Below are 26,295 nucleotides of genomic sequence, written 5' to 3'. Positions count from 1 at the left end.
CATCACCGTTAACGATTACTTATTCATTAATGAAGTAATTTTGCAATATGCAATTCAAGCTATATTCAGATTACGAGCCATCCGGCGACCAGCCTTCCGCCATACAGCAGCTTACCGAAGGCATACGAAACGGCGAACAGTTCCAGACACTGCTTGGCGTTACCGGCTCGGGTAAAACATTTACCATGGCCAACGTGATACAGAATGTACAAAGACCCACGCTGGTACTCACGCACAACAAAACACTGGTAGCGCAATTGTACGGAGAATTTAAACAGTTCTTCCCTGAGAATGCCGTAGGATATTTTGTAAGCTACTACGACTACTACCAGCCGGAAGCCTTCATGCCTGTAACAAATACTTACATTGAAAAAGACCTGAGCATTAACGAAGAATTAGACAAACTCCGCCTGCAGGCAACGGCACAACTGCTTTCTGGAAGAAGAGACATCGTCGTAGTGGCAAGTGTAAGCTGCATTTACGGTATGGGAAACCCTACCGAATTTCAGAAGGGCATCATTCGTATTGCAAAAAATCAAAAAATAGCCAGGCAGGGATTTCTACACAACCTGGTAAACTCACTATACAGCAGAACGCAGGTAGAATTTTCACGAGGCACATTCAGGGTAAAAGGCGATACGGTCGACATCAATTTACCGTACGTGGATTACGGCTACCGCATTACTTTCTTTGACGATGAAATTGAATCTATAGAAAGCATTGACGTAATCACCGGCAAGCGCATTGAAAAGCTTGACCATGCTGCGATTTTCCCTGCAAACTTATACCTGGCGCCGAAAGACCAGTTCCAGCAGATCATGTACGAAATACAGGATGAGATGCAGGCACAGATAAAATATTTCACCGGCATCAACAAACTCATGGAGGCGCAACGCATAAAGGAGCGTACCGAATACGACATGGAAATGATGCGCGAGCTGGGCTATTGCACCGGCATTGAAAACTATTCACGCTTTTTTGACCAGCGCCAGCCGGGCTCCAGGCCATTCTGCCTGCTGGATTATTTCCCGAAAGATTTCCTCTGTATGATTGATGAAAGCCATCAGACCATACCACAGGTAGGAGGCATGTATGGCGGCGACCGCAGCCGCAAGCTCACGCTGGTAGAATATGGTTTCCGGCTGCCCAGCGCTATGGATAACCGCCCGCTTAACTTCCAGGAGTTTGAAAGCATGATCGGCCAGACCGTGTTTGTATCAGCCACACCCGGCGAGTATGAACTGGCAAAAACCGAAGGCGTTGTGGTAGAGCAGGTAGTACGCCCCACAGGGCTCTTAGATCCGCCGATTGAGATCAGGCCCAGCTACAACCAGATAGATGACCTGCTGGAAGAAATAGACCAACAGGTAAAAAAAGGCGGACGCGTACTGGTGACCACGCTTACCAAACGCATGGCCGAAGAAATGGATAAATACCTGCAACGGATCAACATCAACTCAAAATACATCCACAGCGAAGTGCATACGCTTGAGCGCGTGGAAATATTGCGCCAGTTGCGCTTGGGCGAAATTGACGTGCTGGTAGGTGTAAACCTTTTGCGTGAAGGGCTTGATTTGCCCGAGGTTTCGCTGGTAGCCATTCTCGATGCGGATAAAGAAGGTTTTTTGCGTAATGAAAAGTCTTTAACGCAAACTGCAGGCCGCGCTGCGCGTAACGCAGAAGGTAAAGTGATCTTTTACGCAGACACCATGACTGAAAGCATGCAACGCACTATTGATGAAACCAACAGGCGCCGTGAAAAACAAATTGCATACAACACCCTCCACGGCATTACACCGAAGACAGTGGCAAAAAGTAAAGAGCAGGTGTTTGCTCAAACTTCCGTGCTGGATATTAAAGGTTTTGACGAAAGGAAAACCAATGCTATCTCTTACGACCAGGATATCATTTCCACATCTCGTGCTGCGGAAGACGGCGCTGCATACACTGCCAACAAAACGCCCGCACAACTTGAAAAGGAGATTGCACGCGTAAAAAAACAAATGAGCAAAGCCGCCAAAGACATGGACTTCATGGAAGCAGCCAAACTCAGAGATGAAATGTTTGTGCTGGAAGGATTGCTGAAAGAAATGAAGTGATGTTGAGGGTTTTTGTGTTATGAAGTTATCAAGTTATCAAGTTATGAAGTTACCAGTGATGGGATTATGAGTTATGAATTTTTATGACAGATGTTTAATCTTTCCTATAACTCACGTATCTTAATGTTCCTGAACCAGACAGGATAGCCATGATCCTGCAAACCGATATAACCTTCTTTGGAAATTCCTTTTTTAAAGCCCGGGAAATTTTTAAACTTGCTTTTTTTCACCATTATATCCCATTCCGGCGTCCATAATTGGTAAGATACTACAGGTACGCCATTCTGGGTATGGGTTACATTACCGTTTTCCACTTTTATCACCAGATTATTCCATTCGCCTGCCGGCTTTACAGTTGCGGGATCAGCAGCAAGCATATCATATAAAGAACCTGCTAAATGGCTGGCAATAACGTTGTCGCTCGCATCACGGTTATCAAGCACCTGTGCTTCCAGGGCGGCATAATAAATGGGCTGTCCGGGCTCCTCACGCACATTATAAAATATACCGGAGTTGCCGGCTTTAGATGTTTTCCAGTCAATGGAAAGTTCGTAATTCCGGAACTGTTTGTCTGCAAAAATAATATCGCCGCCATTGCCCCAACCCGGCTTTTTACCTTCTGCTGTAAATACTTTCATAGCATGGTCTTCAATTGTCCAGTTGGCGGGCATTTTGCTACCGTTTACCTGACGCCATCCGCTAAAGTCTTTACCGTTGAACAATGCCACCCAGCCTTCGCGCTTTTCCTTGCGGGTAATTTTATTCATAGTATTACAGGAACTAAGCATTACCAGGAAAACCACCAGGAACAAAATATTTTTATACATAATCATGTGATTTTGACAGAACCAAAGTTAATGATTTTTACAGCTAAACGATTAATTGTCTACTTCTTTAATTGTTGGCCGATCATCTTCTATACGGCTTTCATAAGAAATTTTAAACCTGTTGAGATCGGGAATAAATTTGCGATGTCTCTTCAATTCGTATTCGTAGATCAATTTGCCCAATTCGTACAAAAACGGGTGACCAACATTTTCATAGTCATACTTACCATCGTTGATGATACCGTCACTGTTCACATAAATGGTTGCAGATAAAAGATATTCAATGTTTTGCTCCTGGTCTACCACATAAGAATTGTCTGTAAGAAACCCGTAGGCCCAGCCTGTTTTATTGAACACTCTCACACCTGGCGGCAGCGTTTTATGCGTGCTGTCGCGAAAAAAGAATTTTACAAACGAATCGTAAAACTTATCACCATCGTACTTGGGATAATTTGTTTCGCGCGGGTACTGTGATAAATAACGGTACAAAAAAGTATAATCTTCCTCAGTAAGATTGAAGCGTTGGCGCTCTGGTACACTTTCCGGGAACATAACCGTGCGAAGGATATGGTGCAATTCCTCCAACGCTATCCTGTTTTTCTTGGAGAAATCGAAAGGCCCGTTTACCAATTGATCATGGGCATCCATGTATGCATTGCCCAGCTTCTCATTACGGCTGTGATCAAAGCTGTCCGGGTTATACTGCATAGGTTGTTCGTACAGTAGCTTGCCGTTTTTATCCGGGAACTTCACAGGATTTGTATACCTGTTCTCCTCTATGGTCATGGGCACAAAACGGTGCATGATACGCACGTTGTGATATCCTCTTTCGTGCAGCGAACGGTTAATTTCCTGCTGCCCCAGAAACTCATACATGCGGTTGTATGCATCGTTATCACTTACCAGCAAAGCTTTTTTAATGAAGTGAGCAACAGACGGGCTGCCGTTTTCGGCAGTCGCATCTTTGTGCATGTGGGTTTGTTTGCTGTATGCGCTGTCGAATTCAATTCTGGTGTCTTTGTTTACACCGTGCACTTTAAGGCGGTTGATTTTTTCCAGCGAAAGCACCGCTAACGGGAACTTTACGGTTGATGCCGGGTTAAAATAAACCTGGTCGTTTACATTAAAATAATGATCGGTAAAATGCGGGTTGTTGTTTTTATCGCGGTCGATTTGTGTATAAATAATCTGTACGCGGAAACTGTCCGGATGCGAAAGTACCTGTTGAAAATTTTTATTATCAACTTTTCCCAGCAATTCCTCAAACCATTTAGTATGCTTAGCCTGTGCAAAAGTTGTAGAGCTACTCTTTACCATACATAAGATAATAAAAACTGCCAAAGCTAACCTGTTCATACATTCCGTACTACATTGTAAATTTTTAATAATGCCCGGGAACAAGCGCCGGCAGAACACCCGCAGCTGCATTACCGGGCAGGCACAAAAGATCTGTATTGCACAGAGCTATTTCAGCGACTCCAGAGCTGCGTCATAATCAGGCTCTGTGGTAATCTCAGGCACCTGTTCTGTATAGACAACCTTTCCTTCCGGATCCACCACAATTACAGCGCGGCTTAGCAGGCCCTGAAGCGGGCCGTCAGTCAATTGTACGCCGTAAGTGTTGCCAAAGTCTGTACGGAAATCCGAAAGCATCTCTACATTGTTTAATCCTTCAGCAGCACAAAAATTCTTTTGTGCAAACGGAAGATCTTTTGAAATGCAAAGCACCTTGGTATTGTTAAGTGAAGATGCCTGCTCATTGAATTTTCTTACTGATGTAGCGCAAACGCCCGTATTTACACTGGGGAAAATATTCATCACTACATATTTGCCGCTATAATCACTTAACTTTTTTTCATTAAGATCCACATCTACAAGCGTGAAATCTTTTACGTGCTCGCCCACCTGCGGCAGGTCGCCCGCTGTATGTACATTGTTGCCTTTGAATGATACCTGTGCCATAATAATCAGTTTTAAGTTGTTTTGATTGAATACTCAAATCTACTCATAAATATGTTTAGATAATGATAAAATACTACTGTTGCCACAGCAGGCTTCCATCTCCGTAACTCAGGAAACGGTAATTGTTTCGTAATGCATGATCGTAAATTTTCCGCCAGTCGTCTCCAACTACAGCAGCCACCAGCAAGAGCAAAGTAGAGTTGGGCTGGTGGAAATTGGTGACCACGCCCTGCGCTACACGCAGTTTGTAAGATGGCGCAATGATAATACGTGTTTTAGCAATAAGCTTATCTGCACCTGTTTCGTGTGCATAAGCCAGCAATGCCTGTAGCGCCTCTGTAACAGGAATATCCTGCGGCAATTCATAGCACTCCCATTGCGCAAGGTCTGTAAAGCCCTTGCCCTGCAACAGCTTCACCCCCATCCAGTACAGGCTTTCAATTGTACGTAACGATGTGGTGCCGACAGCAACGATCTTTTTTTCCTCATTTGCCAACCGGCGTATAAGTTCTTTACTCACTTCAAAAAACTCTGCATGCATATCATGGTTTTCCATAGTTGCAGATTTTACCGGGCGGAAAGTGCCTGCGCCAACGTGCAATGTTACGTAGGCCTGTGCTATACCTTTATTGTTCAGCTGCTCTAAAAGCTCATGCGTAAAATGCAAACCGGCGGTCGGCGCTGCTACAGAACCCTCGTAAGCCGCATAAACGGTTTGATAGCGTTGTTTGTCTTCCTCTTCAACCATACGATTGAGATAGGGAGGCAAAGGAATATTTCCGTAAATACTCAATATCTCCGCAAAGGAATGGCCGCCGCTCCATCGGAATTCTACCAGGAAATAATCATTGTGTTTCTCTTTTTTATCAGCAGAAAAAACAATTCTTTCTCCCTCGTGCAGCAACTCTTTTTGCAGGATTCCTTCCTTCCATTTTTTAGCGCCGCCAACCAGGCATTTCCAGGTTACAGCATTTCTCTGCATCATGGCCGAAGTAATGTCTGCATAACTTTCAGCGGGTTCCAGGCAGAATATTTCTACAGTGGTGCCGGTTATTTTCTGGAAAAGCAAACGTGCAGCTACCACTTTAGTATTGTTGAAAACCAGCAGCGTGTTTTCGGGGAGTTGATCCGCAATATACGCATATTGCGTTTCTGAAATTTGTCCGTTCTGATAAACCAGCAGTTTGCTTTTGTCTCTTTCTGCTAAAGGATACCGCGCTATTTTCTCGTCAGGGAGATCGTAAGTATAATCCTGTATGTTGATGTTTTTTGCTGCTATATTCATGCTCAAATATTACATATAAGTTACAAATTTAAAAAGCTTTCAACAATTAATTCTCTGTAGTTGGCTATCTTTGCCTTTAAGAAATTACAAGCTTATGATTAAGACAGGAAATCCGGTTATCAGCATTTATACGGAAATGACGCCTAACCCCGAGACCATGAAATTTGTTGCCAACAAACTTTTGTATCCCGGCAAGAGCATTGATATTCCTGATGAGACGGCATCAGGCCCCTCGCCTTTGGCCAAAGAGTTGTTCAGTTTTCCTTTTATAAAAAGTGTTTTTATTGCCTCTAACTTTATCACGCTTACCAAAAGCGACAGCAATATTGACTGGCAGGATGTAATACCTACCGTAAAACAATTTTTGAAAGAGTATATTGAAAACGGCAGCCCGATAGTAAATGAAGAGGAAGCAGCAAAAGTGAAAGTAGTCTCTTCCAACGAGGTTTCAGCAGACGATGATGACGTGGTGAAGAGAATCAAGGAAATGCTTGACAACTATGTACGTCCTGCGGTAGAAATGGACGGTGGCGCTATCCAGTTCAAGAGTTATAATGAAGGCGTGGTGAACCTTGCATTGCAGGGGAGCTGCAGCGGCTGTCCTTCTTCCATGATCACGCTGAAAGCAGGTATTGAAGGCATGATGAAGCGCATGATCCCTGAAGTGAAAGAAGTGGTGGCAGATGCCGAATAAAAGTGTTTGAATTTGTTGTGGGAACGCGCCTGCGGCGCGTTCTTTTTTATTGCTATGAAATGAGAATTTGCACAGGCATATAGCTTTTATTGGGAAATAATAACTCTATTGTGGCAACAAAGAAATCATACCAGGTCTTTGGTATAGATGGTATACTCTTTATACATCTTATGGCCTTCCAGCCTTTCTATTTCGCCGCGCATTTTTGTATTGGTACGCATAATCAGGTGGCTGTCCATCACCTTAAATCCTGATGCCAGTGCAGAAGTCAAAAGCCTGCTGGCCAGCACGGCATTCAGGCCTTTATCCTGCATTCTTTTATCAACAGCGCCCAACAACAGCACCAGCCTGTCAGACCGTTTAGAGGCTCTGTAAATGTGATACCAGCCAAAAGGCAGCAGCCGGCCCCTGGCTTTTTGTATGCCTTCGCTCAGGTCGGCCATACCTATAACAAATGCAATGACCCCGCCGCTTTCATCGGTAATTATTTTTATAAGCGCGGGATTAAGCAGTGGCAAAAAACGCTTGCCAAATTCATCCATTTCAGCTTCTGTAACTGCCGTAAATCCGTAAATATTTTTATAAGTCTCATTGATCAAATTAAACACCGGCCGTACAAATTTTTTCACCTGCCTTGTTGAGGTAAATTCATGCACCACTATCTTATGGTTCTGCTCCACACGCTGTGTAAACTTCTTATATCTGTCTGCCACTTCCGGCGTTAATGGCACGTCATACTCGCAGAGCTCCACGTAAGGGTCGTAATTATTTTCAAGTATGAAATGCTTCATAAACTCATAGCTGCAATTGGTCACCATCATCGTGGGGGCATCAAATCCTTTGGTTACAAAGCCTTGAGGCTCCTTATCAGAGAAGCCCATAGGCCCTACCAGGTTAGTACAGCCGTTTTGCTTTGCCCATGCTTCTACAGCGTGCAGCAATACATCAAAAACAGCCTTGCTTTCATAACATTCAAAATAGCTGAACCTTGCTGTCTGCACCTGGTTCTGCTTATTAAACGAATGCGGCACAATGCCCATGATACGCCCTACCGGAATACCGTCTATATATGCCAGCAATAATATGGTTGCGTTGTGTTTAAATGCCGGGTTGCGTTCTTTGGAGAAAAATTTCTCTTCATCGATATATAGCGGGTACAACCAGTTGGCGTGTCCATGGTGGATCTTTTCAGGCAGGTAAATAAAAGTATCCAATTCAGCCGTTGTAATAACTTCCTTAATTGTTATGCTCATGCGCTCATCCTGTTTAATAAACTTTTATAAAACCGTAAAGTCGCCCAATAGATCAACGGCGCGGTGACAATGCCCGCAACTACATCAACAACATAGTGCGCTTTGATATACACGGTTGAAAATATTAAAATTATCACAACCGGTAAAAAATATTTTATCCATTTCCTGCAATGTGCATACAACCAGAGAAGCATGATGCAACTTACGGCTACATGTGAGCTCGGGAATGCACCTGTAGGGCCTTCGCCATGTTTCTGTATCAGTTGAATTGCATGGCCGAAAACACCGCATGCATCTATAGCATTATCCGGGTAGGTAAAATAAAACTGCGGCCCTGCTGCCGGGAATAAAATAAACAAAACGTAATAAACCAGGAACGAACTGATAACCACAAAACCGAACGCTTCTATTTTATGTGGATAATATTTATACAGTAAAAATAAAATGATCAATGGCATCAGGTAATATGAGAAATAACCAAAGAAGAACAGTTCGCTCCAGAAACAACCGCTGCACCAGCGCGAAAAATAAAGCGCCGGCTGAAAGCCAAACAGCGCCTCATCTGCAAGCGATAGCTGCGCATCAATTTTAGGGAAGATAAGTGTGTTTAAGGTTGCTGTCTCTTTATACAGAAAGGTAAGCAATGCATATATGCCTGCCACATTGAGCAGGTGAAATATTTTGGCTGAAAAGTGTTTTTTAAAAAATATCAATACAAAAAACAAGGCCAGATAGATTGTCCTGTTGATCAATAACTCAGGTATCAGTATGCCGGCAGGATCAAAAATAAGCTGCAGTACGCTGATGATGAGGAAATAAATCAATACAGCGAACCAGATCTTTGAAATGCCGTGAAATTTGCCGGGGATGTTCAAAATAGTTGTTTAGTGCAAAAGTAATCCATTTGCCACTCATTGCTTACGAACTAATGGTCTTACGGATTCAGGAAGATAGCGTGAGCTGATTTTTTTAATTAGCTTTGCAACAGACATATACTTCATACATTGTTATACCTTGTTCCTACGCCCATCGGCAATTTAAAAGACATTACCCTGCGCGCACTTGAAGTGCTGAAAGCATGCGATGTTATCCTTTGTGAAGACACCCGTACTTCCGGGAGACTGCTATCTCATTACGGCATATCCAAGCCGCTATTGCCTTTTCACCAGCACAATGAACATAAAGTGTTGCAGCCTATCACCGATGAAATTGCCTCCGGCAGGAACATGGCATTGATCACAGATGCAGGCACGCCGGCCATATCAGATCCCGGCTTCTTACTGGTGAGGGAATGTATAAAAAACAACGTGCAAGTAGAATGCCTGCCGGGCGCCACTGCTTTTGTGCCGGCGCTGGTAAACAGCGGCTTACCGGCAACACGCTTTTGCTTCGAAGGCTTCCTGCCGCTCAAAAAAGGCCGGCAGACCATGCTGAAAAAACTGGCAGAGGAACAGCGCACCATGATATTTTATGAAAGCCCTGTACGCCTGCAAAAAACACTGGCAGACCTGGCAACTTATTTTGGCGCTGAAAGATTGTGCTCAGTCAGCAGGGAACTCAGCAAAATGTTTGAAGAAAACAAGCGCGGCACACTGCAAAGCGTTGCGGAATATTTTGCTTCCAGAACAGTCAAAGGGGAAATAGTGATTGTAGTTGAAGGAAAAAAAGACTGATGAACAGAAACACCGGTGAACTAACTCCGTATATAGCTTACTTGCTGTGATTATTCTGTTCGTATACGCATAACTGTGAGCGCTACCTTTCTACTTTGATGTGTTATGTAAATATTTCTCCCTTCTTTTGAAATTTTTCCTCATCTGTTTCTTTGATGAGACAAGGCTGTGTATGAAATTTACCCAGGATTTCATGCTTAATATATACATGTAATTATTATTGAAGATCACACCAGGTGAGACCAGTGAATGCATTATCTTTTTACAGCTTCCTGCCAGATCAATGATGCAGCTTCAGCCACAGGAAAACAGCCATCCATACAAACGGTATTGAAAAGATAAAAGAGTCGAACCTGTCCAGAAACCCTCCGTGCCCGGGAAGTATATTGCCGCTGTCTTTTACGCCGGCATTACGCTTGAGTCTGCTTTCCAGCAGGTCTCCCATCGTGCCGAAAATGCCTGCTATTGCCGCGATAGGCATCAACAGTGTCAACGGAAGAAAGCCGGTAAAATAGCCTGTAACGCTGATAACAACCACACACATCAAAATACCTCCCACCGTGCCTTCCCAGGTTTTCTTGGGCGATATTTTTGAGAAAGGTGTTTTGCCGATGAGTGAGCCTACAATGTACTGCATGGTATCGTTTATCCAGATGGAAAACATCAGTGCAAGCACGATCCGTAAGCCGAAATCTATTTCAAAATAGCGGTTGTCCGCAGGAAATGAAGAGCGCAGGTGAAACAACAAACCAAACGTCAGCGAAAGGTACAGGAAACCCAGCAAAGTATACCTGGATACGATTTTTTTGTAACTTTTTAATTGAAGAAAACGAAACAACCATACCACAAAAGCAGTGATCATCAAACCAAATGCAAACCCTTTCAGGAAATAGTTCTGATTGTAGAAATTAGACTCCGGCTGTATACAATAGAGCATAAAGCCAAACCCAAAGATCACCGGCATCGACCTTAGTTCAGTCTTTACGTACATGTATTCGGGCGTAGTTCTTCCAAAAAGTCTTTGCAATTCTATCCAGCAGCCGCAATGGATCACCAGGAACAGCAGGTAAAAGCTCCATTGGCTCCACAGTACTGCTGCAAGCATCAACGCAACAAAAACAGCCGATGATAAGGCCCGCGTTTTTAAAGCCCCAGGATTAATTGCCATTGTCTGTATCGCTTTCTTCATCTTCCAAGCCCTGCCTGTCTTCCACACGGTTTTCATCTACGTGGTCGCCGTGGTCTATTAAAAGTTGTTTGGCCTGTGCAGCCTGCTCTTCAGGTACCATCACTTCAAAATGACCCAAAACCGTATAAGCGCTGTCCTGCTTGTTCATGATCACCGCGTTTACGCCGTTCACCTCAAGCATGTCCCTGATAATGTCTGCCGTAACAGGACTATCACTGCTGTAAATCAATTCCCAGTTCATAGCATTAAGTTTTATATTATGAAGGTACAATAATTAATAATTAAAATAAGGCGTTGCCTTAAAAGAAACGCAGGCCGGGCTGCATCTTCCTGCATTCTTTATAAAAAAGATAAACCAGCACCACAAAAAGTGTGCTGCCCGCAACCTGGTACATCAAAGGCATGTGCTGCGTGGCGGTTTCAAAATTCAGCTCGCCGCTGCGGTACAAACTGTAAAAACTAAAAATAGCAACAGCATTATTTATGAAATGGAAAACAATGCTGAGCCAGAGATTTTTACTGAAATAAAAAACATAGCCCAATGCCATGCCTAAGAACAGGCGGGGAAGCAATCCCAGGAAAGAGAAATGCATCAGTGCAAAAAACAAGGAAGTAATAAAAATGCCCCAGAATACACTTTTTGTCCAGCGTACAAGAATGGGTTGCAGGGCACCGCGGAACAAAAGCTCTTCGAACACCGCCGGGAAAACGGCGATAAGCGTTACGGAAAGCAATAACCCTACGGGAGAAGTCAGGTCTATCATGTGCATGATCTGCTCTATGTAATGCTTCTCTTTCTGCATAAAGCTTGCATATATTTCCTGGCTCACCGGCACTTGCTCATTCAGCGACGCCAACAGGTCATTAAATGCCACACCAGAAAGAGCAATAGCCACTACCAGCAGCCACAATTTTATTGAAGATCTTTTATTTAAATAATAGAATGACCATGGATTTTGTTTCAGTATTACAGCAAATACCCAGGCGGGCAATGCAAACTGCAGAAATGTGCCTGAGACCTGTGCTAACCGCAACAGGGATGGCTGTACGCTGGATACATCTGCCACAACACTTGATAAAGACCCGTTTGAATCTGTCAAAAATATACCTGCCACTACGAAGGCGCCTGCTAAAATGCCGCATCCGGAAAGCGCCAGCAATAGACCGAATTGGCCGGCATTGCTGATCCAGTAAACAGGCTGTGCCGCTGATACTTCACTATTTTTCATGCTCAATGTTGTATGTTGTTTTCCGGTTTTTGAGGACGTATACAGTTAGCTTTTTTACGAAATCTCTCTCCCGTCATTTAAGTAAATAGGTAAAAATGATGTAATTTCGCGCCAAATATATTAAGATTTTAAATAAATATACCGCAAACAAAATGTTTAACACACACGTTTGCATATTGACCGTAAATTAACCGCTTTTGCAAATTGAACAGATAATTCTGCCGGAATTTCCCCTGTTGCTCGCACCGATGGAGGATGTTAGCGATCCGCCATTCCGCTCGGTATGTAAAGCCAATGGCGCGGATATGATGTACACGGAATTTATCAGCAGCGAAGGCCTTATCCGCGATGCAATAAAAAGCCGCCGCAAGCTGGATATTTTTGAAGAGGAGCGACCGGTGGGCATACAGATCTTTGGCGGCGATGAAGAAGCTATGGGCATGAGCGCTGCCATTGCAGCAACCGTTAACCCTGACCTTGTAGACATCAATTTCGGTTGCCCGGTAAAAAAAGTGGTTACCAAAGGAGCCGGTGCAGGCGTATTGAGAGATATACCGCTGATGGTAAGGCTTACAGAAGCCGTAGTTAGAAACACCAAACTTCCCGTGACTGTAAAAACCAGGCTCGGATGGGACGAAAGCAGCATCAACATTGAAGAAGTTGCAGAACGCCTGCAGGACGTAGGCATCAAAGCGCTGGCTATACATGGAAGAACACGCGCCCAGATGTATAAAGGCGAAGCCGACTGGACACTCATCGGCCGGATCAAAGAAAACCCCAGAATAAAAATCCCGATATTCGGCAACGGAGACATCAACTCACCGGAAAAAGCGCTGGAATATAAAAACCGCTACGGCGTAGACGGCATCATGATCGGGCGCGCCGCCATCGGCTACCCCTGGATATTCAACGAAATAAAACATTTTCTGCAAACAGGAGAGCACCTGCCCCTGCCCACCATTCAACAGCGCGTGGAAGTGATACGCCATCACCTGAAAAGATCATTGGAATGGAAAGGACCTGTATATGGCATCCTGGAGATGCGCAGGCATTACACCAACTATTTAAAAGGATTTCCAAACATTAAGGAATTTCGCAGCAAGTTAGTGCAGCTAAATACTTATGAAGAAATAGACGACATACTGAAGCAGGTATTGATACGTTACGACGGCTTTATTGCTGAAAAAAATCTCTGGTCATTTGCTGAAGGCGCACCCAATTGTGAAACAGCGAAATAATTACTTTAAAAATTTCAAATTATGCCTTGGTTGATACTGATCGTAGCCGGAATTTTTGAAACTGCCTTTGCTTTTTGCCTCGGAAAGGCGGAAGAGTACCGTACTGCTACGGGAAGTATTTCTTACTTCTGGTTATTGCTTTTTCTTATTACGCTGGCCATCAGCATGTACCTGATGTATAAATGTACGCAGATGCTGCCGCTGGGCGTTGTATATCCTGTATGGACGGGCATTGGTGCCGTTGGCACCGCATTGCTGGCTATCTTTTATTTCCAGGAGCCTTTTACATTCTGGAAAGCTTTTTTTATCCTTACGCTTATCGGCTCTGTCATCGGTTTGAAAGCTGTTTCGTAAATAAAGTTTATCTGACTGGCCGGAACCCGTGTTTAAAATTGGTTTTTCGCCTGTAAAAACTACTGCTTTACCGAAAAGTTTACACATACTCTAAACCTGTGTTTTAGATTTGTATCTATAAAGCATATCCATAAATTTTTAAACTGATAAATATGAAAAAAATATTATTTGCAGCGCTGGCAACCGTGCTCCTGGCAGGAGCCGCAACTGCACAACAACGCCAGAAACAAATGCCGCCCATGCGAGACGGGCAGGAAACCAGGGAAATGCGGAGAAACAAAATGTTCAAAGACCTGGACCTTACTAAAACCCAGCAGAAACAACTGAATGCACTAAGGGCAACCCACATTGAACAAAGAAATAAGATCAGGGCAGACAAATCACTTACAGAGCAGCAAAAGATGCAGGCTTTGGAAGACCTCCAGAAAAATATGATGGAACAGCACAGAGCCATTCTTACGCCCGGCCAGCGTGCCCGGCTTGACGAGAGAATGCAGGAATACAGCGCCCGCGGACAGAAAGCTCCCAACAACTGGCAGCAACTCACTCCTGCACAGCAGGCCCAGGTACGCGACCTCAACGAACTGTACAATGACAAAGCTAAGGAAATTAAAGACAATACTTTCCTGAGTAAAGATGCCAAGCAGCAGCAGTTGCGTGAATTGCAGAACCAGAAAAGAAAGGCTATGGACAACATACTCACACCCGAGCAGAAACAAAATATGCAAAACGGCAACAAAGAAAAAAGAAACAACCCGGACAGGAGAAGCAATAAGAACAGGCCAAACCTGGTAAGCTAAAAGTTTTTTCAAATCTCCCCACAGCAGATCGCATACGCGGTCTGCTGTGTTTTTACACATACATACACACAAAAATCTTTATCTTTGAAAATAGTTAGAAAAATACAACCCATGAATTTTAAATACCTGCTTTTATTTTTAGTTGTATCTGCATTTGCTACTTCTGCCTCTGCCCAGAAAAAGAAGAAAAAAGACAAAATCGAACTCACAGAACTGCAACTGGCACAAATTCATGCGAGCTATAAAAAAGTATTCCAGGATTCGCTTGGTTTTGCATCTGCCGTTGCAGACTCTGTGGCCAGGATTGAAAAAGACTTTATGCTGAAGAAAAGAAACGTGATGCTGAATAAAGAAATTCCGGAAGATGAAAAAGCCATTCACTACGGCATGCTCGATTCCGACAGGGACGCCATTCTCGGCTCCTTCCTGTCTATCTATGACCTGGACAGGTTCAGGGCTTTTATACACAGAAGCGAGGCCAGGCAAAAGCAGCAGCGCTAATTATTCCTTTTAGCAAATAATTTCCGTGCGATCACGATGATCACTACAATGGCTACCAGGAATGCCACGCCCATAACAACAGGGTCGAACGGCAGGGGCCGTGGGTTCTTCCGGTCTTTTTCCAACATCAGCAAACCAATGTCCCGCGCCAGTTGTGGAATGTCGTTCAGCGTATCAAGCCCGTTGTAATACCCGCGGATATAATTGTGTTTATCAAGCAGTACAAAGCGCCCGGTATGGGGAAAATCAGGACTGATCTCAGCTTCGGGATCGTACTTATCAATTTTTAATTCTTCAAAAATAAAATTATAAATGCTGTCTTTATTGCCGGTAAGCATCCACCAGTTATCATGCACCACACCGAAGCCATCTGCGTAAGCTTTTATCTTTGCTACCGAATCGCGTTTCGGGTCAATGGTCAGTGAGATGAACTGCACTAGCGAGGTGTCAATTTTCTGGCGCGTGTTGCCACCCTTTAAAAACGATCTCTGCAGCGATGACATGTTCTTTGTAAGCTTAGGGCAAATACTGCCGCAGCTGGTGAAAAATACATCTATCACTTTCACTTTTCCCTGTAAATCGTGCAGGCTCGAAGCCTTGCCTAACTGGTTGGTCAATGTAATATTCCTGACGGTATGCCACATAGTATCATTCACAGTTTTACCGTCTTTCACATACGTATTCACTGAATCGGGAATGTAGTGGCGCGGCATACTTACCGCATTTTCGCCGAAAATTTTTATGGCAAAATATCCCAGCAGCGGAATAAACAGCGCAAGAACAATAGCAAATACGGCTTTTTTTGACATAATATTTTTTTGTGTGGATTAGCTAAATTATAAAACTTCGTTCAATATTTTAGCAAGCCTTAGCCCGCCGCGGTACAATTGGGCATTCATTTTATCAACAAAAATATAGTTGTAATCATAGCTAAGGTTAGCGCCGAAAGGGGTGCGTGCATAAACTTCATTGGTTAGCGTGTAGCTTTCATACAGCCAGTCGATCAGCAGGCCTTGCTGGATATTTTTTTTCTCTGTGGCAGATTTGGTATCCAGTATAGTGGCATACTCCGTGTAGCTCCATTTTTGAAAATCGATCAGCTCGCTGTCCCATAGTGTGTGCAGGTTGGTAGGCTTGCCAAACCAGTTTACCTGTACTTTGTTGCCGCCAAGGTCTTCGGGCCTGCCTACGTGCATGGGTTGGTGCATGTCTGCAACCATGTGCACCAGGAATGCCAGCGCATCTTTTCTTTCCTGCGCAGGCAGTGATTTGGTGGCAACTTTACTCTTTAGATAAGGTATTTGTGTATAAACAGATTGCTGCGGGAATGCGGCCACCGCCTGCTCAAACTGCGGCCTCGGCAGGTTTTGCGGGATATTGATGTAGTGCCAGCTTCCGGTAGTATGATCCCATTTTCCCGTAGTGTCAGATTTTAAAAAGTCTGCCCAGTTGGCCCAATAGGCAAGTTTCTCCTTGCCTATAAGCCGGTGCAAATGCTTCCTGGCTTTTTTAGACAGATTTCTTTCTGCTACTTCTGCTATCACCCGGTGGCCGGTAGTGCCCCAGGCAAATACAGACTCAGCGCTTACATTCAGACAAACAAATAACAAAACAGCTTTGACGAATTTCATATCAGCAAGATGGGTTTTAAATTTATCTTAGCCTGTCTACGCTCTTCAGCAGGCTGATGTCTTTGTTGATGCCGCGTATAGCCAGCACCACAAATACAGGAATTAAAAAGGTAATGATAGAATAGATTGCAATGGTGCCACTAACGAATTCTGTATTCCTGTAATAAAAATACAGGCCAATCAAGCCGAAAGACAATACTAAGTTGATGTAACACAACAGTAACTGTTTCTTCCTGTCTTTATACAAAAAAACAGTTACCAGCGCCAGCACCATAATGGCTGCTGTAACCAGCAAAAGTGCCATATTGCTCAAAGCGTAGAGTTTCCCGGAGGTAATAAGTGCAGCGGTGGTGGCCACATCGGTAATGCCCTGGTTGGCTTCGTTGCTGATGCCCGTAAAAAAGGGGAACTGGAATGTAAGGCCGGCAAGCAAGGCTACAATAAGCATCCACAGCGTTTGTATTCTTTGTATCATAGTTTAGTAGTTGTAAATTTATTTGGAGAACGGCTTTTACATTTTAGGCATTTTACCGCCCATCATGCCGCGGCCCATGCCCATGGGCATTTTATTCATCTGCTTCATCATCTGTCGCATTTGCTCAAATTGTTTCATAAAGGCATTTACTTCATTCAGGTCTTTGCCCGATCCTTTGGCAATGCGCAGCTTGCGCGATTGATTGATCAGGTCGGGGTCTGCTCTTTCCTGCGGCGTCATAGAGCTGATCATGGCTTCCACACCTTTGAACGCATCGTCGCTGATATCAATATCTTTCATGGCTTTGCCTACACCCGGTATCATTGCCATCAGGTCTTTAAGGTTACCCATTTTCTTGATCTGCTGCAACTGGTCGTAGAAGTCCTGGAAGTCGAATTTATTTTGCCTGATCTTCTTTTCCAGCTTTTTTGCTTCCTCTTCGTTGAACTGCTCCTGCGCTTTCTCTACCAGCGAGGTAATATCGCCCATGCCGAGGATACGCTGTGCCATACGTTCGGGATAGAATACATCAAGCGTATCCATTTTTTCTCCCGAGCTGGCAAATTTAATGGGCTTGTCTACGGTATACTTGATCGTGAGTGCAGCACCGCCCCTTGTATCGCCATCGAGCTTGGTAAGCACCACTCCGGTGAAGTCGAGCCTGTCGTTGAAGGCCTTAGCGGTGTTTACGGCATCCTGTCCGGTCATGGAATCCACTACGAACAGTATCTCCTGCGGGTTTACGGTTTCCTTAATATTTTTTACCTCGGTCATCATCACCTCATCCACAGCGAGACGGCCGGCGGTATCTATGATCACCACGTTTTTATTTTTGGCTCTGGCTTCTTTTATGGCGGCTTCGGCAATAGCCACCGGGTCCTTGCTTTCCCTGTCGGAATACACATCCACGCCTATCTGCGAGCCCAGCACATGTAACTGGTCAATGGCAGCGGGACGATAAACGTCGGCTGCTACCAGTAAAGGAGATTTATTTTTCTTTGATTTAAGGTATAAGGCCAGTTTTCCGCTGAAAGTGGTTTTACCGCTACCCTGCAAACCTGCAATCAGTATCACCGTAGGATTGCCGGCAAGGCTGAAAGTAGCCTCTGTACCGCCCATCAGTTCGGCAAGCTCATCTTTCACGATCTTTACCATCAGCTGACCGGGATTGATTGAGTTGATCACTTTCTCTCCCAGCGCCTTATCTTTTACCTTGTCGGTAAATTCTTTGGCAATCTTATAGTTTACGTCGGCATCCAGTAATGCGCGGCGGATTTCTTTTACAGTGGTAGCAATGTTGAGGTCGGTTATCCGCGCCTCGCCTTTGAGGTTCTTAAACGCACTTTCTAATTTATCACTCAGGTTATTAAACATTCCTTACATATTTTGAATTGCGAAATTACACAAAATATTGCTTAGGTAAATGTTATAGCGCAAGTATTTGACACAGTATTGGCAAGGCCAGCTGGTGTAGAAATGCTGCAAATCTGTATGCTTTTTTAGAAGCGCTCTTTAATAGCATCAGTTTCATTTAACCGCTGCAACCTGCCATCATGAAGAGAGCCGGCCCTGTAAAAGACCGGCTCTGTTATAATCATTAAATTTATTTTTTATTACCTGCTTGGTGTATAACTCCTGCCTGGTGCTGCTGATCCGCCGGATTCGCTGCTGTTGGAAGGTGTGTAACTTCTGGAAGGCGTATAACTTCTGCCCGTGGCCGAAGCCTCTACACTTCTTTCTACAGAAGGCGCAGGCATGGAACTCCTGGCAGGGGCTGTGGTTGACCTTTCCATACTGGGTGCACTGCTCCTTGATGGAGTATAGCTCCTTGAAGGCGAAGTGCTGGAATTACTTCTTTCATACTCTGATGAGCTTCTGGCTGGGGTATAGCTTCTGCTCGGTGCAGCGTTGCTCCTATTGTAGCTGTCATCGCTGCTGCTCCTGGAGGGAGTATAACTTCTGCTTGGCGCTGCACCTGATCTTTCCATACTGGGTGCACTGCTTCTGGATGGGGTATAGCTCCTGCTCGGTGCAGCGTTGCTCCTATTATAGCTGTCATCACTGCTGCTCCTGGAGGGAGTATAGCTCCTGCCGGGCGCTGTAGCTGAATTGCTTCTTTCATACTCTGATGAACTTCTCGAAGGCGTATAGGTTCTGCCGGGTGCAGAACTGCTCCTGTTATAGTCATCGCCGCTCCTGGAAGGAGTGTAACTTCTTGAAGGTGTACTACCCTGGCGGTTTACGCTTTCTCCTGAACCCCTGTCTGGTGTATAAGTGCGGTCACTTGTACCCCTGTATACAGCCAGCCTGTCGTTGGTGGTTCTGCCGTTGTAAGAGCGGTCGTTGGTATTTACAATATTGTATGTTCTGATGTCTCTGCCGCTGTACCTGCGCACTTCATTGACATTTGGCCCGGTGTAGTAACGGTCTCTGACGCCATTGCCATAATAATTATTTATAATGGTTGTATTTTGTACATAGTAATTATTGCGTGAGTAGGGAAGATAGTAATCGTACATATTGCGGTAGCCCATGTACCTGTGAGGCAGGAAGCTCCAGAAATGCACAGGTATCCTTCCAATGTTAATGCTTACGCCTACGCTCACGCCCGGACTCATCGGCGCCCATCCGTAATAATCAGGGCCATTGCCCCAGCTTACCCATGCAGGGCCCCAGGTATAATCGGGCACCCAGAACCATCCGCCCATGTAGCGGTCGTAGTCCCAGCGGCCATAGTGAAACGGCGCCCATCCCCAATCATAATTGGAAACCCAGTTCCACCCGTAGTTGGTATTAACCCAATAGCCGTTGGTAGCGTAAGGCCTGAAGTTGGAGATCCGCGGAGTCCATACATTGCCATAAGTGGAATGTCTTCTCCAGGTACCGTGCGGGCTTAACTCCCTATAGAAATCATCGTAAGTAACCCTGCCGTAGCGGTCATTGCCATAACGCTCATTACCGTAGCGGTCATTGCGATAGCGGTCGTTTCCATAACCGTAATTTTCGTAGCCGTCATCGTAATAACCATTGTCGCGGTTCCTGTTAGGGTAACCGTATCCGTAATCATCCTGGCCATAGATCCTTTGCGTAGTGCAACCCGAAACCAGCAAACCGAATGATACGGTAACTGCCAGGATGTATAAAAGTCTTTTCATCTTATATATTTTAAAGATTTAAAATCGAATTTCCATTCTTGTATATAAGACAGTATGATGACAAAAGGTTTAATGTTTCTTTAAGATAAGCTATCTCCTTTCTTCTAAAGTTTTGTAAACAAGGCATGCTGGCTGGCCGTCTGAAAGTCGCGCCAGATCTGGTTTAGGGAAGAGTTGGCATTTGCACCGGTAAGCCCCGTGTACGGGTAAAGTTCGTTGACAACCTTGCGGCAGGTAGCTACAAGATACTGGGCGTTGTACGAGGCTTGTGAAAGCTGGTTTTGAGAAAGAGGTTTGCCTGCCTTGCATACATCCCAGCTCATCCGTGTGGTGATCCTGAAGTTTTCACGGGCATTTTCAAGATTGGTCATCTGCTTCTTGAAAATATTTTTCAGCATAAAGTTTTGCGATAGTTTCTGTCCGCTCCTATCTTTTTTTTCTTCCCACAGTTCCAGGCACTCTTCCATAAAGTGAATGCAGATGCCGCTGATCGTGGCAGCCAGTGTTATTTCTGCGAATTGCAGAAAAGGGTAATTGTACAAAGCGCCGTCGGGAGTGTTTACTGCGTTTATCTCAAAAGTTCTTACGGCAGGGATATTTTTTTCATGTACTTCAAAAGAATGGCTCGCCGAAGCCAGCAATCCCAGTGTATTCCACGAATTTACCACTTCTACTTCCTCTTTTAAAAAACAGAAAGGCTTTATCAACCGCTCGCCAGATGCGCTGGTTACCGGGATGCCGTCTTTCAATATCAGGCAGTTGGCAGTAAAATAGGTTGCATATGGTGCACCGGTAGCATATTTCCACAAGCCGGACACCAGGTAGGAGCCGTCATCGCACAGCTCAGCCGTACCACCAACCTCGCCGCTGCCTGCCATGCAGAATTTTTCGTTTTCAATCAACTGGCGTGTAAATGCTTCATCCATAAACCCTGCGAACCAGCCGGCACCGCTGCAAAGTGTAAACACCCAGCCTGCACTGCCATCAGCCCATCCCACGGCCTCTTCAAACGCTGCCAGTTCCGTGAGCGGCCATTCCCCGCCGCCATAGCGTTTTGGCACCAATGCCTTGAACCAGTTTTCTGTATGAAAAAGCTTCAGCTGGTTATAACGCAGTTCTTTTTTCTCTTCGGCTACATGTGCATATAAACGCAGGTTTCTGACCCACTCCTGTTTTAAAAGACCCGACGGATGATTTTTGAGATACATGAATTAAGCTGCCGTAATAGTTGATTTAGAATATTCTACAAGATTACAGAAAAAAAAGTAGTGCGCATTGGTTTTAAGATAAGTTTTGTAAAATGCTACTACTTCCATTGATTAATCATTTCCATAAAAGAATTTAAGTTGGGATATTTCGAACAAACAATTTTGTTATGCTCGTACATCAATCGCTCTTTTTGCTCTGAAGACAAATTCATATCCATCGCTTCAGAAAAAATCTCAATACGTCTGCGTAATTCAGGTAAGAAATCGTTGGAGGCAAAGCCCTTCCAGCCAGTTTTTAAGCAATGTTCTTTCAAAGGCTTATAATAAAGTAGCCCTGTAAACATTTCCTCATACTTATATTCATATTTTCCATTGTTGTCAGGAGGAATTACATCAAAGGCAGCTTTTCCGAAAGGTGTATTACTCAAGTCAAAACCAACACTTTTTTTATTTAACGATTCTAAGTAAAAATCCCACTTTCCATTTTGAACGATTGTATAATTGTTTATCTGTGGTATAGCCAAACCCATCAGATAAATCCCGGCTACCCTGTTTTTATAGCGATTGTACAAATATTCACCTGTATTATGTAATTTTTCATTTAAGAAGGTATGGCTCTTTAAGAAAGCATGCTTATAGTTCATTATAACCAATGCTTTTTTTAGTTTTAATTTGTCGAATTTCTCTGCAACGTTTATACCCATTAAACTATCTCTGTGGGATCTATTCGTATAATATCTTCTATAATCTGCGGCTGACTTTATTTGTGCCCAATCAAATGATTGGTCTATAGGATGCATCTGAAGTTTTAAAGCAGGTTGTAGCCTTTGATTCATATTAAATACTGTATTTATCAGCCATGGATAGCTATGCGGCTCCCAATATGGCTGATCAAAAATGTCTCTGTAAACTGCAAGTAATCTATTATCAGAATCTATGGAAGTGGTGTTTTTACTTTGTAAAAATTTATTGAGACGTGCATCCATATTTACACATCCCAATTCAGTGAATATATGCCCTACGTTTTTTATAAAATAAGGGTCTTCTAAAATCTCCTTCACTAATTCGTATTGTGTAAATTCTTTGTGGTTTCGTTCACACAAAATTACAATATCATATTTTTTAAATTGATTAATGACGTAATCTTTAGCAGACGTTTTCTGCTGATTGAGAAATAAAACAAATTCCTTGTCCATCTTCTGTGAAAGAACAATTAATGGCAATAAGCAAAGTGTAAATAATATACTTTTCATAATTTATGCTGGAACTATCCAGTAAATTAATTATTAAATCCCATTTAGCGTATAATAAAGATAAACAACTCATGCCATGGCTATACTTTGTGTCTGAAAAATATTTTTTAGTTTGGGCATTACCAATGTTTGTTTTATTTTTATTATTCCTATCAGGATAAATAAAAACTAATTGTACATGAAGAATTACGTGATTGAGTCGCTGCCTGACTACTTTAAGCAGTATAAGAAATCTATCAAAAATCCCAAAAAGTTCTGGGACAAAGTTGCTGATGAAAACTTCGTATGGTACCAGCGATGGGAAAAGGTCCTTAACTACAATATGCATGAAGCTAAGATTGAATGGTTCCTGAATGCAAAACTCAACATCACCAAAAACTGCATTGACCGCCACCTGGCGCCCCGAGGCAGGAAGACCGCCATTATCTGGGAGCCCAACAATCCCGACGAACCGGCACAACACATTTCTTACAACGAGCTTTATGAAAGGGTGGGCAAAATGTCGAATGTACTCCGCGACCAGGGAATTAAAAAAGGCGACCGTGTATCTGTTTACCTGCCCATGATACCCGAACTGGCCGTTACCATGCTTGCCTGCGCCAGGATCGGCGCGGTACACTCGGTAGTATTTGCGGGCTTTTCCTCCTCAGCGCTTGCCTCGCGCATCAATGACAGTGAGACAAAGCTGGTGATCACTTCAGACGGCGGCTACAGGGGCAACAAAGTGCTTGACCTGAAAAGCATCGTTGATGATGCACTGGAAAAATGCCCTACAGTAGAAAAAGTGCTGGTAGTAAAGCGTACCAATAACGAAGTAACCATGAAAGAAGGAAGAGACATGTGGCTGCAGGAGCTGCTGGATAATGCACCTGTTGACAATATTCCCACCATCATGGACGCCGAAGATCCGCTATTTATTCTATACACCTCCGGCTCTACAGGCAAGCCCAAAGGAATGCTGCATACCTGCGCCGGCTACATGGTTTATTGTGCCTATACTTTTAAAAATGTATTTAATTACCAGGAAAATGACATTTACTGGTGCACAGCAGATATAGGGTGGATCACAGGGCACTCTTACATTCTCTACGGCCCGCTGGCTAACGGCGCAACTACGGTGATATTTGAAGGCACGCCCAACTATCCCAACCCGGACAGGTTCTGGCAGGTGATAGAAAAACACCAGGTGTCTTTGTTTTACACAGCTCCTACCGCTATCCGCAGCCTCGCCAAAGAAAATGCCGATTGGGTGGAAAAAAGAAACCTCAGCAGCCTGCGCGTAATCGGGTCGGTGGGTGAACCTATCAATGATGAGGCATGGCACTGGTACAACGATCATGTGGGCAAGAAAAAATGCCCTGTGGTAGATACGTGGTGGCAGACGGAAACAGGCGGCATCATGATATCACCCGTTCCTTTTGTAACGCCCACAAAGCCCACCTACGCCACGCTGCCGCTACCCGGCATACAACCGGTATTGATGGACGATAAACGCAACGAGATCACCGCCAACCAGGTTGATGGCAACCTTTGTATACGCTTTCCCTGGCCAGGCATTGCACGCACTATCTGGGGCGACCACCAGCGGTACATAGACACTTATTTTTCAGCATTTCCCGGAAAATATTTTACCGGCGACGGCGCCTTGCGCGATGAAGTAGGTTATTACAGGATCACCGGAAGGGTAGATGATGTAATTATTGTATCGGGCCATAACCTGGGCACAGCGCCGATCGAGGACAGCATTAACCTGCATCCCGCTGTGGCAGAAAGCGCCATTGTAGGCTACCCGCACGATGTAAAAGGCAATGCATTGTATGGATTTGTAATTCTTAAGGAAACAGGCGAAACCAGGATAAAGGAAAACCTGGCAAAAGAGATCAACTTCCTGATCGCAGACACCATCGGGCCCATTGCCAAACTTGATAAAATACAGTTTGTATCCGGCCTGCCTAAAACACGCAGCGGAAAAATCATGCGCCGCATCCTGAGAAAAATTGCTGAAGGCGACTTTAATAACTTTGGCGATACCTCTACACTTCTGAACCCTGAAGTGGTAGAAGAAATAAAAGCCGGCAGAATAGAATAAGGATTGTTGTTTAACATAAGCTGAAAAACTTCCGGGCACTGTTGTTTGCAGCCGTGCCCGGTGATTACCGATCTCAAAGTTTAAAATAGCTGTCTTCTGCTGTTCGGAAGTTGTATTTGCTGTTCGGAATTTGTCTTTCTGCTGTTCGGAATTTGTAATTCCGAACCCCTATCTCCGGATTTATAATCCGGGCTTACTGTTGAACATTGCTATTCCGCACCTGCCAGGATCTATACTTTGTTGTTCAGAATTTGTTTTCTGCTGTTCGGAATTTGTAATTCCGAACGCTTATCGAGGATTTTATCATCCAAGCTTACTGTTGAACATTGCTATTCTGAACTCTCCCAGGATCTATACTTTGTTGTTTGGAATTTGTCTTTGCTGTTCGGAATTTGTAATTCCGAACCCCTATCTCCGGATTTATAATCCGGGCATATCTGCATATCTTTCTCATGATAACAAAACTTAGTAACATACGCTTTGGTTTTAAACTTTAATTCTTTACTTTGATCAATCTGGAATACTACATCCATTCGAAAGTAAGTAAAACAGTTGCTTATGGCTCATTTACACATCCGGGAAGAAACAACAAAAAACGTAAAAGCTTCACTACTCACGGCAGCAACCTGTACGCTGGTAGGGTTGGTATTCTTTTTTACACACTGGGAAATGCAGCGTACGCCCCAGCCTGTAGCAGATAATGGCATCGAGGTAAACCTTGGCTTTGGCGATGAAGGTTTTGGTGATGTTGCTCCCCTTGTGCCGGGTGAGCCAGCACCTGATGTGGCTGCCTCTACAGAAGATGCCGCAGCACCGGCGATAGAAGAAGATGTTTCAGAAGCAGGCACACTACCCAACAATACCGCGTCTGATGAAGTAGCCGTACATAAAGAGGTGGTTAAGAACGATGATAAAAAGGCTGCTGCCATTCGTACAACAGCAAAGCCAAAATCTGTAGCAAAAACTACAGCCCCTGTTGAGAAATTAACCGTTTCGGAAACTAAAAAGAAGGCTGCTGCCGCACCCACAGCGGTGGTTACTAATAAAAAAACTGTTGCTTCTGATAAAACCGCTGCTACAGGCACTGCAAGAACTGCTATGCCAAAAGCCGTTTACCGCGGTGGTGCGGGCACAGGAGGCAACAATGCAGACAGCTATAATGGTGTAACCAGCCAGGGAATAGCAGGCGGCAGAGGCGACCAGGGCAGAGCCGGCGGCAACCTTACTTCCGACAGCTATACAGGCAATGGCGGCACCGGCAGATCCGGGGTTAGCATCCGGGAAGGACTTTCCGGAAGGAAAATCATCGGCTACCCCTCGTTTACAGATAATTTTAACCAGAATGCAAGAGTGGCTGTCAGGATCGTAGTAGACAGCGAC

General features: G+C 44.3%; 25 protein-coding genes. 9 read left to right on the top strand and 16 right to left on the bottom strand.

Annotation, left to right across the window (positions count from 1 at the left end):
• Nucleotides 1–47 precede the first annotated feature (47 nt).
• Complete coding sequence (gene uvrB, locus OD355_RS11555; protein WP_263038641.1) at nt 48–2,099, top strand: excinuclease ABC subunit UvrB; 2,052 nt, start codon at nt 48–50, stop codon at nt 2,097–2,099.
• A gap of 104 nt (nt 2,100–2,203) precedes the next feature.
• Here uvrB and OD355_RS11550 read toward each other — a convergent pair whose 3' ends face one another.
• The 4 genes from OD355_RS11550 to OD355_RS11535 all read right to left on the bottom strand — a co-directional run bounded on the left by OD355_RS11550 (nt 2,204) and on the right by OD355_RS11535 (nt 6,173).
• The gene (locus OD355_RS11550; RefSeq protein ID WP_263038640.1) at nt 2,204–2,926 is read right to left on the bottom strand and encodes a 3-keto-disaccharide hydrolase; all 723 of its coding nucleotides are present in this window, start codon (nt 2,924–2,926) and stop codon (nt 2,204–2,206) included.
• A gap of 51 nt (nt 2,927–2,977) precedes the next feature.
• Entirely contained in the window at nt 2,978–4,243 is a 1,266-nt protein-coding gene (locus OD355_RS11545; protein ID WP_263038639.1) for a class A beta-lactamase-related serine hydrolase, read from the bottom strand.
• Nucleotides 4,244–4,390: 147 nt separating this feature from the next.
• On the bottom strand, nt 4,391–4,888 hold the full coding sequence (gene tpx, locus OD355_RS11540; RefSeq protein ID WP_263038638.1) for a thiol peroxidase: 498 nt from the start codon (nt 4,886–4,888) through the stop codon (nt 4,391–4,393).
• Between the two features lie 73 nt (nt 4,889–4,961).
• Nucleotides 4,962–6,173 (bottom strand): S-adenosylmethionine:tRNA ribosyltransferase-isomerase, encoded by a 1,212-nt coding sequence (locus OD355_RS11535; RefSeq protein ID WP_263038637.1) that lies wholly within the window; start codon nt 6,171–6,173, stop codon nt 4,962–4,964.
• A 94-nt stretch (nt 6,174–6,267) separates the two neighbouring features.
• Between OD355_RS11535 and OD355_RS11530 the strand changes: the two genes are divergently transcribed.
• Nucleotides 6,268–6,867, top strand: a complete 600-nt coding sequence (locus OD355_RS11530; protein ID WP_263038636.1) for a NifU family protein — start codon at nt 6,268–6,270, stop codon at nt 6,865–6,867.
• A gap of 125 nt (nt 6,868–6,992) precedes the next feature.
• On the opposite strand, the gene OD355_RS11525 is transcribed toward OD355_RS11530, so the two are convergent.
• A complete protein-coding gene (locus tag OD355_RS11525) occupies nt 6,993–8,120 on the bottom strand; it encodes a hypothetical protein (RefSeq protein WP_263038635.1) in 1,128 nt (375 codons plus the stop codon).
• Nucleotides 8,117–8,995: a phosphatase PAP2 family protein gene (locus tag OD355_RS11520; RefSeq protein ID WP_263038634.1), complete on the bottom strand. Its 879-nt coding sequence runs from the start codon at nt 8,993–8,995 to the stop codon at nt 8,117–8,119. Before OD355_RS11520 ends, OD355_RS11525 begins: the two co-directional genes overlap by 4 nt.
• A gap of 129 nt (nt 8,996–9,124) precedes the next feature.
• Between OD355_RS11520 and rsmI the strand changes: the two genes are divergently transcribed.
• Nucleotides 9,125–9,793: a 16S rRNA (cytidine(1402)-2'-O)-methyltransferase gene (rsmI, locus tag OD355_RS11515; protein WP_263038633.1), complete on the top strand. Its 669-nt coding sequence runs from the start codon at nt 9,125–9,127 to the stop codon at nt 9,791–9,793.
• 280 nt (nt 9,794–10,073) lie between these two features.
• Here the strand turns inward: rsmI and OD355_RS11510 are convergent, their stop codons facing one another.
• From OD355_RS11510 to OD355_RS11500, 3 genes are read right to left on the bottom strand one after another with little or no spacing between them, the layout of a single operon-like run.
• Nucleotides 10,074–10,961, bottom strand: a complete 888-nt coding sequence (locus tag OD355_RS11510) for a phosphatidate cytidylyltransferase (protein WP_263038632.1) — start codon at nt 10,959–10,961, stop codon at nt 10,074–10,076.
• Nucleotides 10,951–11,223 carry a putative signal transducing protein gene (locus OD355_RS11505; RefSeq protein WP_263038631.1) on the bottom strand — a complete coding sequence of 91 codons (273 nt, stop codon included), beginning with the start codon at nt 11,221–11,223 and terminating at the stop codon, nt 10,951–10,953. The genes OD355_RS11510 and OD355_RS11505 overlap by 11 nt, the downstream gene beginning before the upstream one ends.
• A 58-nt stretch (nt 11,224–11,281) precedes the next feature.
• Nucleotides 11,282–12,211, bottom strand: coding sequence for a CPBP family intramembrane glutamic endopeptidase (locus tag OD355_RS11500; protein ID WP_263038630.1), 930 nt, complete (start codon nt 12,209–12,211; stop codon nt 11,282–11,284).
• Nucleotides 12,212–12,459: 248 nt separating this feature from the next.
• On the opposite strand from OD355_RS11500, the gene dusB reads away from it, so the two are divergent.
• The 4 genes from dusB (at nt 12,460) to OD355_RS11480 (ending at nt 15,104) form a co-directional block, all read left to right on the top strand.
• A complete protein-coding gene (gene dusB, locus OD355_RS11495) occupies nt 12,460–13,449 on the top strand; it encodes a tRNA dihydrouridine synthase DusB (protein WP_382303468.1) in 990 nt (329 codons plus the stop codon).
• Nucleotides 13,450–13,470: 21 nt separating this feature from the next.
• Nucleotides 13,471–13,803, top strand: a complete 333-nt coding sequence (locus OD355_RS11490; RefSeq protein WP_263038628.1) for a DMT family transporter — start codon at nt 13,471–13,473, stop codon at nt 13,801–13,803.
• Nucleotides 13,804–13,955: 152 nt separating this feature from the next.
• Nucleotides 13,956–14,603 (top strand): Spy/CpxP family protein refolding chaperone, encoded by a 648-nt coding sequence (locus tag OD355_RS11485; protein WP_263038627.1) that lies wholly within the window; start codon nt 13,956–13,958, stop codon nt 14,601–14,603.
• An 84-nt stretch (nt 14,604–14,687) separates the two neighbouring features.
• The gene (locus OD355_RS11480; RefSeq protein WP_263038626.1) at nt 14,688–15,104 is read left to right on the top strand and encodes a hypothetical protein; all 417 of its coding nucleotides are present in this window, start codon (nt 14,688–14,690) and stop codon (nt 15,102–15,104) included.
• Here OD355_RS11480 and OD355_RS11475 read toward each other — a convergent pair.
• The 7 genes from OD355_RS11475 to OD355_RS11445 form a co-directional block, all read right to left on the bottom strand.
• On the bottom strand, nt 15,101–15,913 hold the full coding sequence (locus OD355_RS11475) for an SCO family protein (protein ID WP_263038625.1): 813 nt from the start codon (nt 15,911–15,913) through the stop codon (nt 15,101–15,103). The two genes, OD355_RS11480 and OD355_RS11475, sit on opposite strands and share 4 nt — an antisense overlap.
• Before the next feature lie 27 nt (nt 15,914–15,940).
• The gene (locus OD355_RS11470; RefSeq protein ID WP_263038624.1) at nt 15,941–16,735 is read right to left on the bottom strand and encodes a S1/P1 nuclease; all 795 of its coding nucleotides are present in this window, start codon (nt 16,733–16,735) and stop codon (nt 15,941–15,943) included.
• 22 nt (nt 16,736–16,757) lie between these two features.
• A complete protein-coding gene (locus tag OD355_RS11465) occupies nt 16,758–17,210 on the bottom strand; it encodes a DUF4293 domain-containing protein (RefSeq protein ID WP_263038623.1) in 453 nt (150 codons plus the stop codon).
• A 36-nt stretch (nt 17,211–17,246) separates the two neighbouring features.
• Nucleotides 17,247–18,584, bottom strand: a complete 1,338-nt coding sequence (ffh, locus tag OD355_RS11460; protein WP_263038622.1) for a signal recognition particle protein — start codon at nt 18,582–18,584, stop codon at nt 17,247–17,249.
• A gap of 239 nt (nt 18,585–18,823) precedes the next feature.
• Nucleotides 18,824–20,365 (bottom strand): DUF6600 domain-containing protein, encoded by a 1,542-nt coding sequence (locus OD355_RS11455; RefSeq protein WP_263038621.1) that lies wholly within the window; start codon nt 20,363–20,365, stop codon nt 18,824–18,826.
• A gap of 104 nt (nt 20,366–20,469) precedes the next feature.
• Nucleotides 20,470–21,573, bottom strand: a complete 1,104-nt coding sequence (locus OD355_RS11450) for an acyl-CoA dehydrogenase family protein (protein ID WP_263038620.1) — start codon at nt 21,571–21,573, stop codon at nt 20,470–20,472.
• A 98-nt stretch (nt 21,574–21,671) separates the two neighbouring features.
• Nucleotides 21,672–22,826: a hypothetical protein gene (locus tag OD355_RS11445; protein ID WP_263038619.1), complete on the bottom strand. Its 1,155-nt coding sequence runs from the start codon at nt 22,824–22,826 to the stop codon at nt 21,672–21,674.
• A 178-nt stretch (nt 22,827–23,004) separates the two neighbouring features.
• On the opposite strand from OD355_RS11445, the gene acs reads away from it, so the two are divergent.
• Nucleotides 23,005–24,915 carry an acetate--CoA ligase gene (acs, locus tag OD355_RS11440; protein WP_263038618.1) on the top strand — a complete coding sequence of 637 codons (1,911 nt, stop codon included), beginning with the start codon at nt 23,005–23,007 and terminating at the stop codon, nt 24,913–24,915.
• A gap of 558 nt (nt 24,916–25,473) precedes the next feature.
• On the top strand, nt 25,474–26,295 hold an 822-nt coding region (locus tag OD355_RS11435), incomplete at its 3' end, for a hypothetical protein (RefSeq protein ID WP_263038617.1).

The sequence above is a fragment of the Haoranjiania flava genome, assembly GCF_025631005.1.
GTDB classification, from domain to species: domain Bacteria; phylum Bacteroidota; class Bacteroidia; order Chitinophagales; family Chitinophagaceae; genus Haoranjiania; species Haoranjiania flava.
Note: the sequence above shows the minus strand (reverse complement) of the source record. Positions and strands in the feature narration are given on the sequence as shown.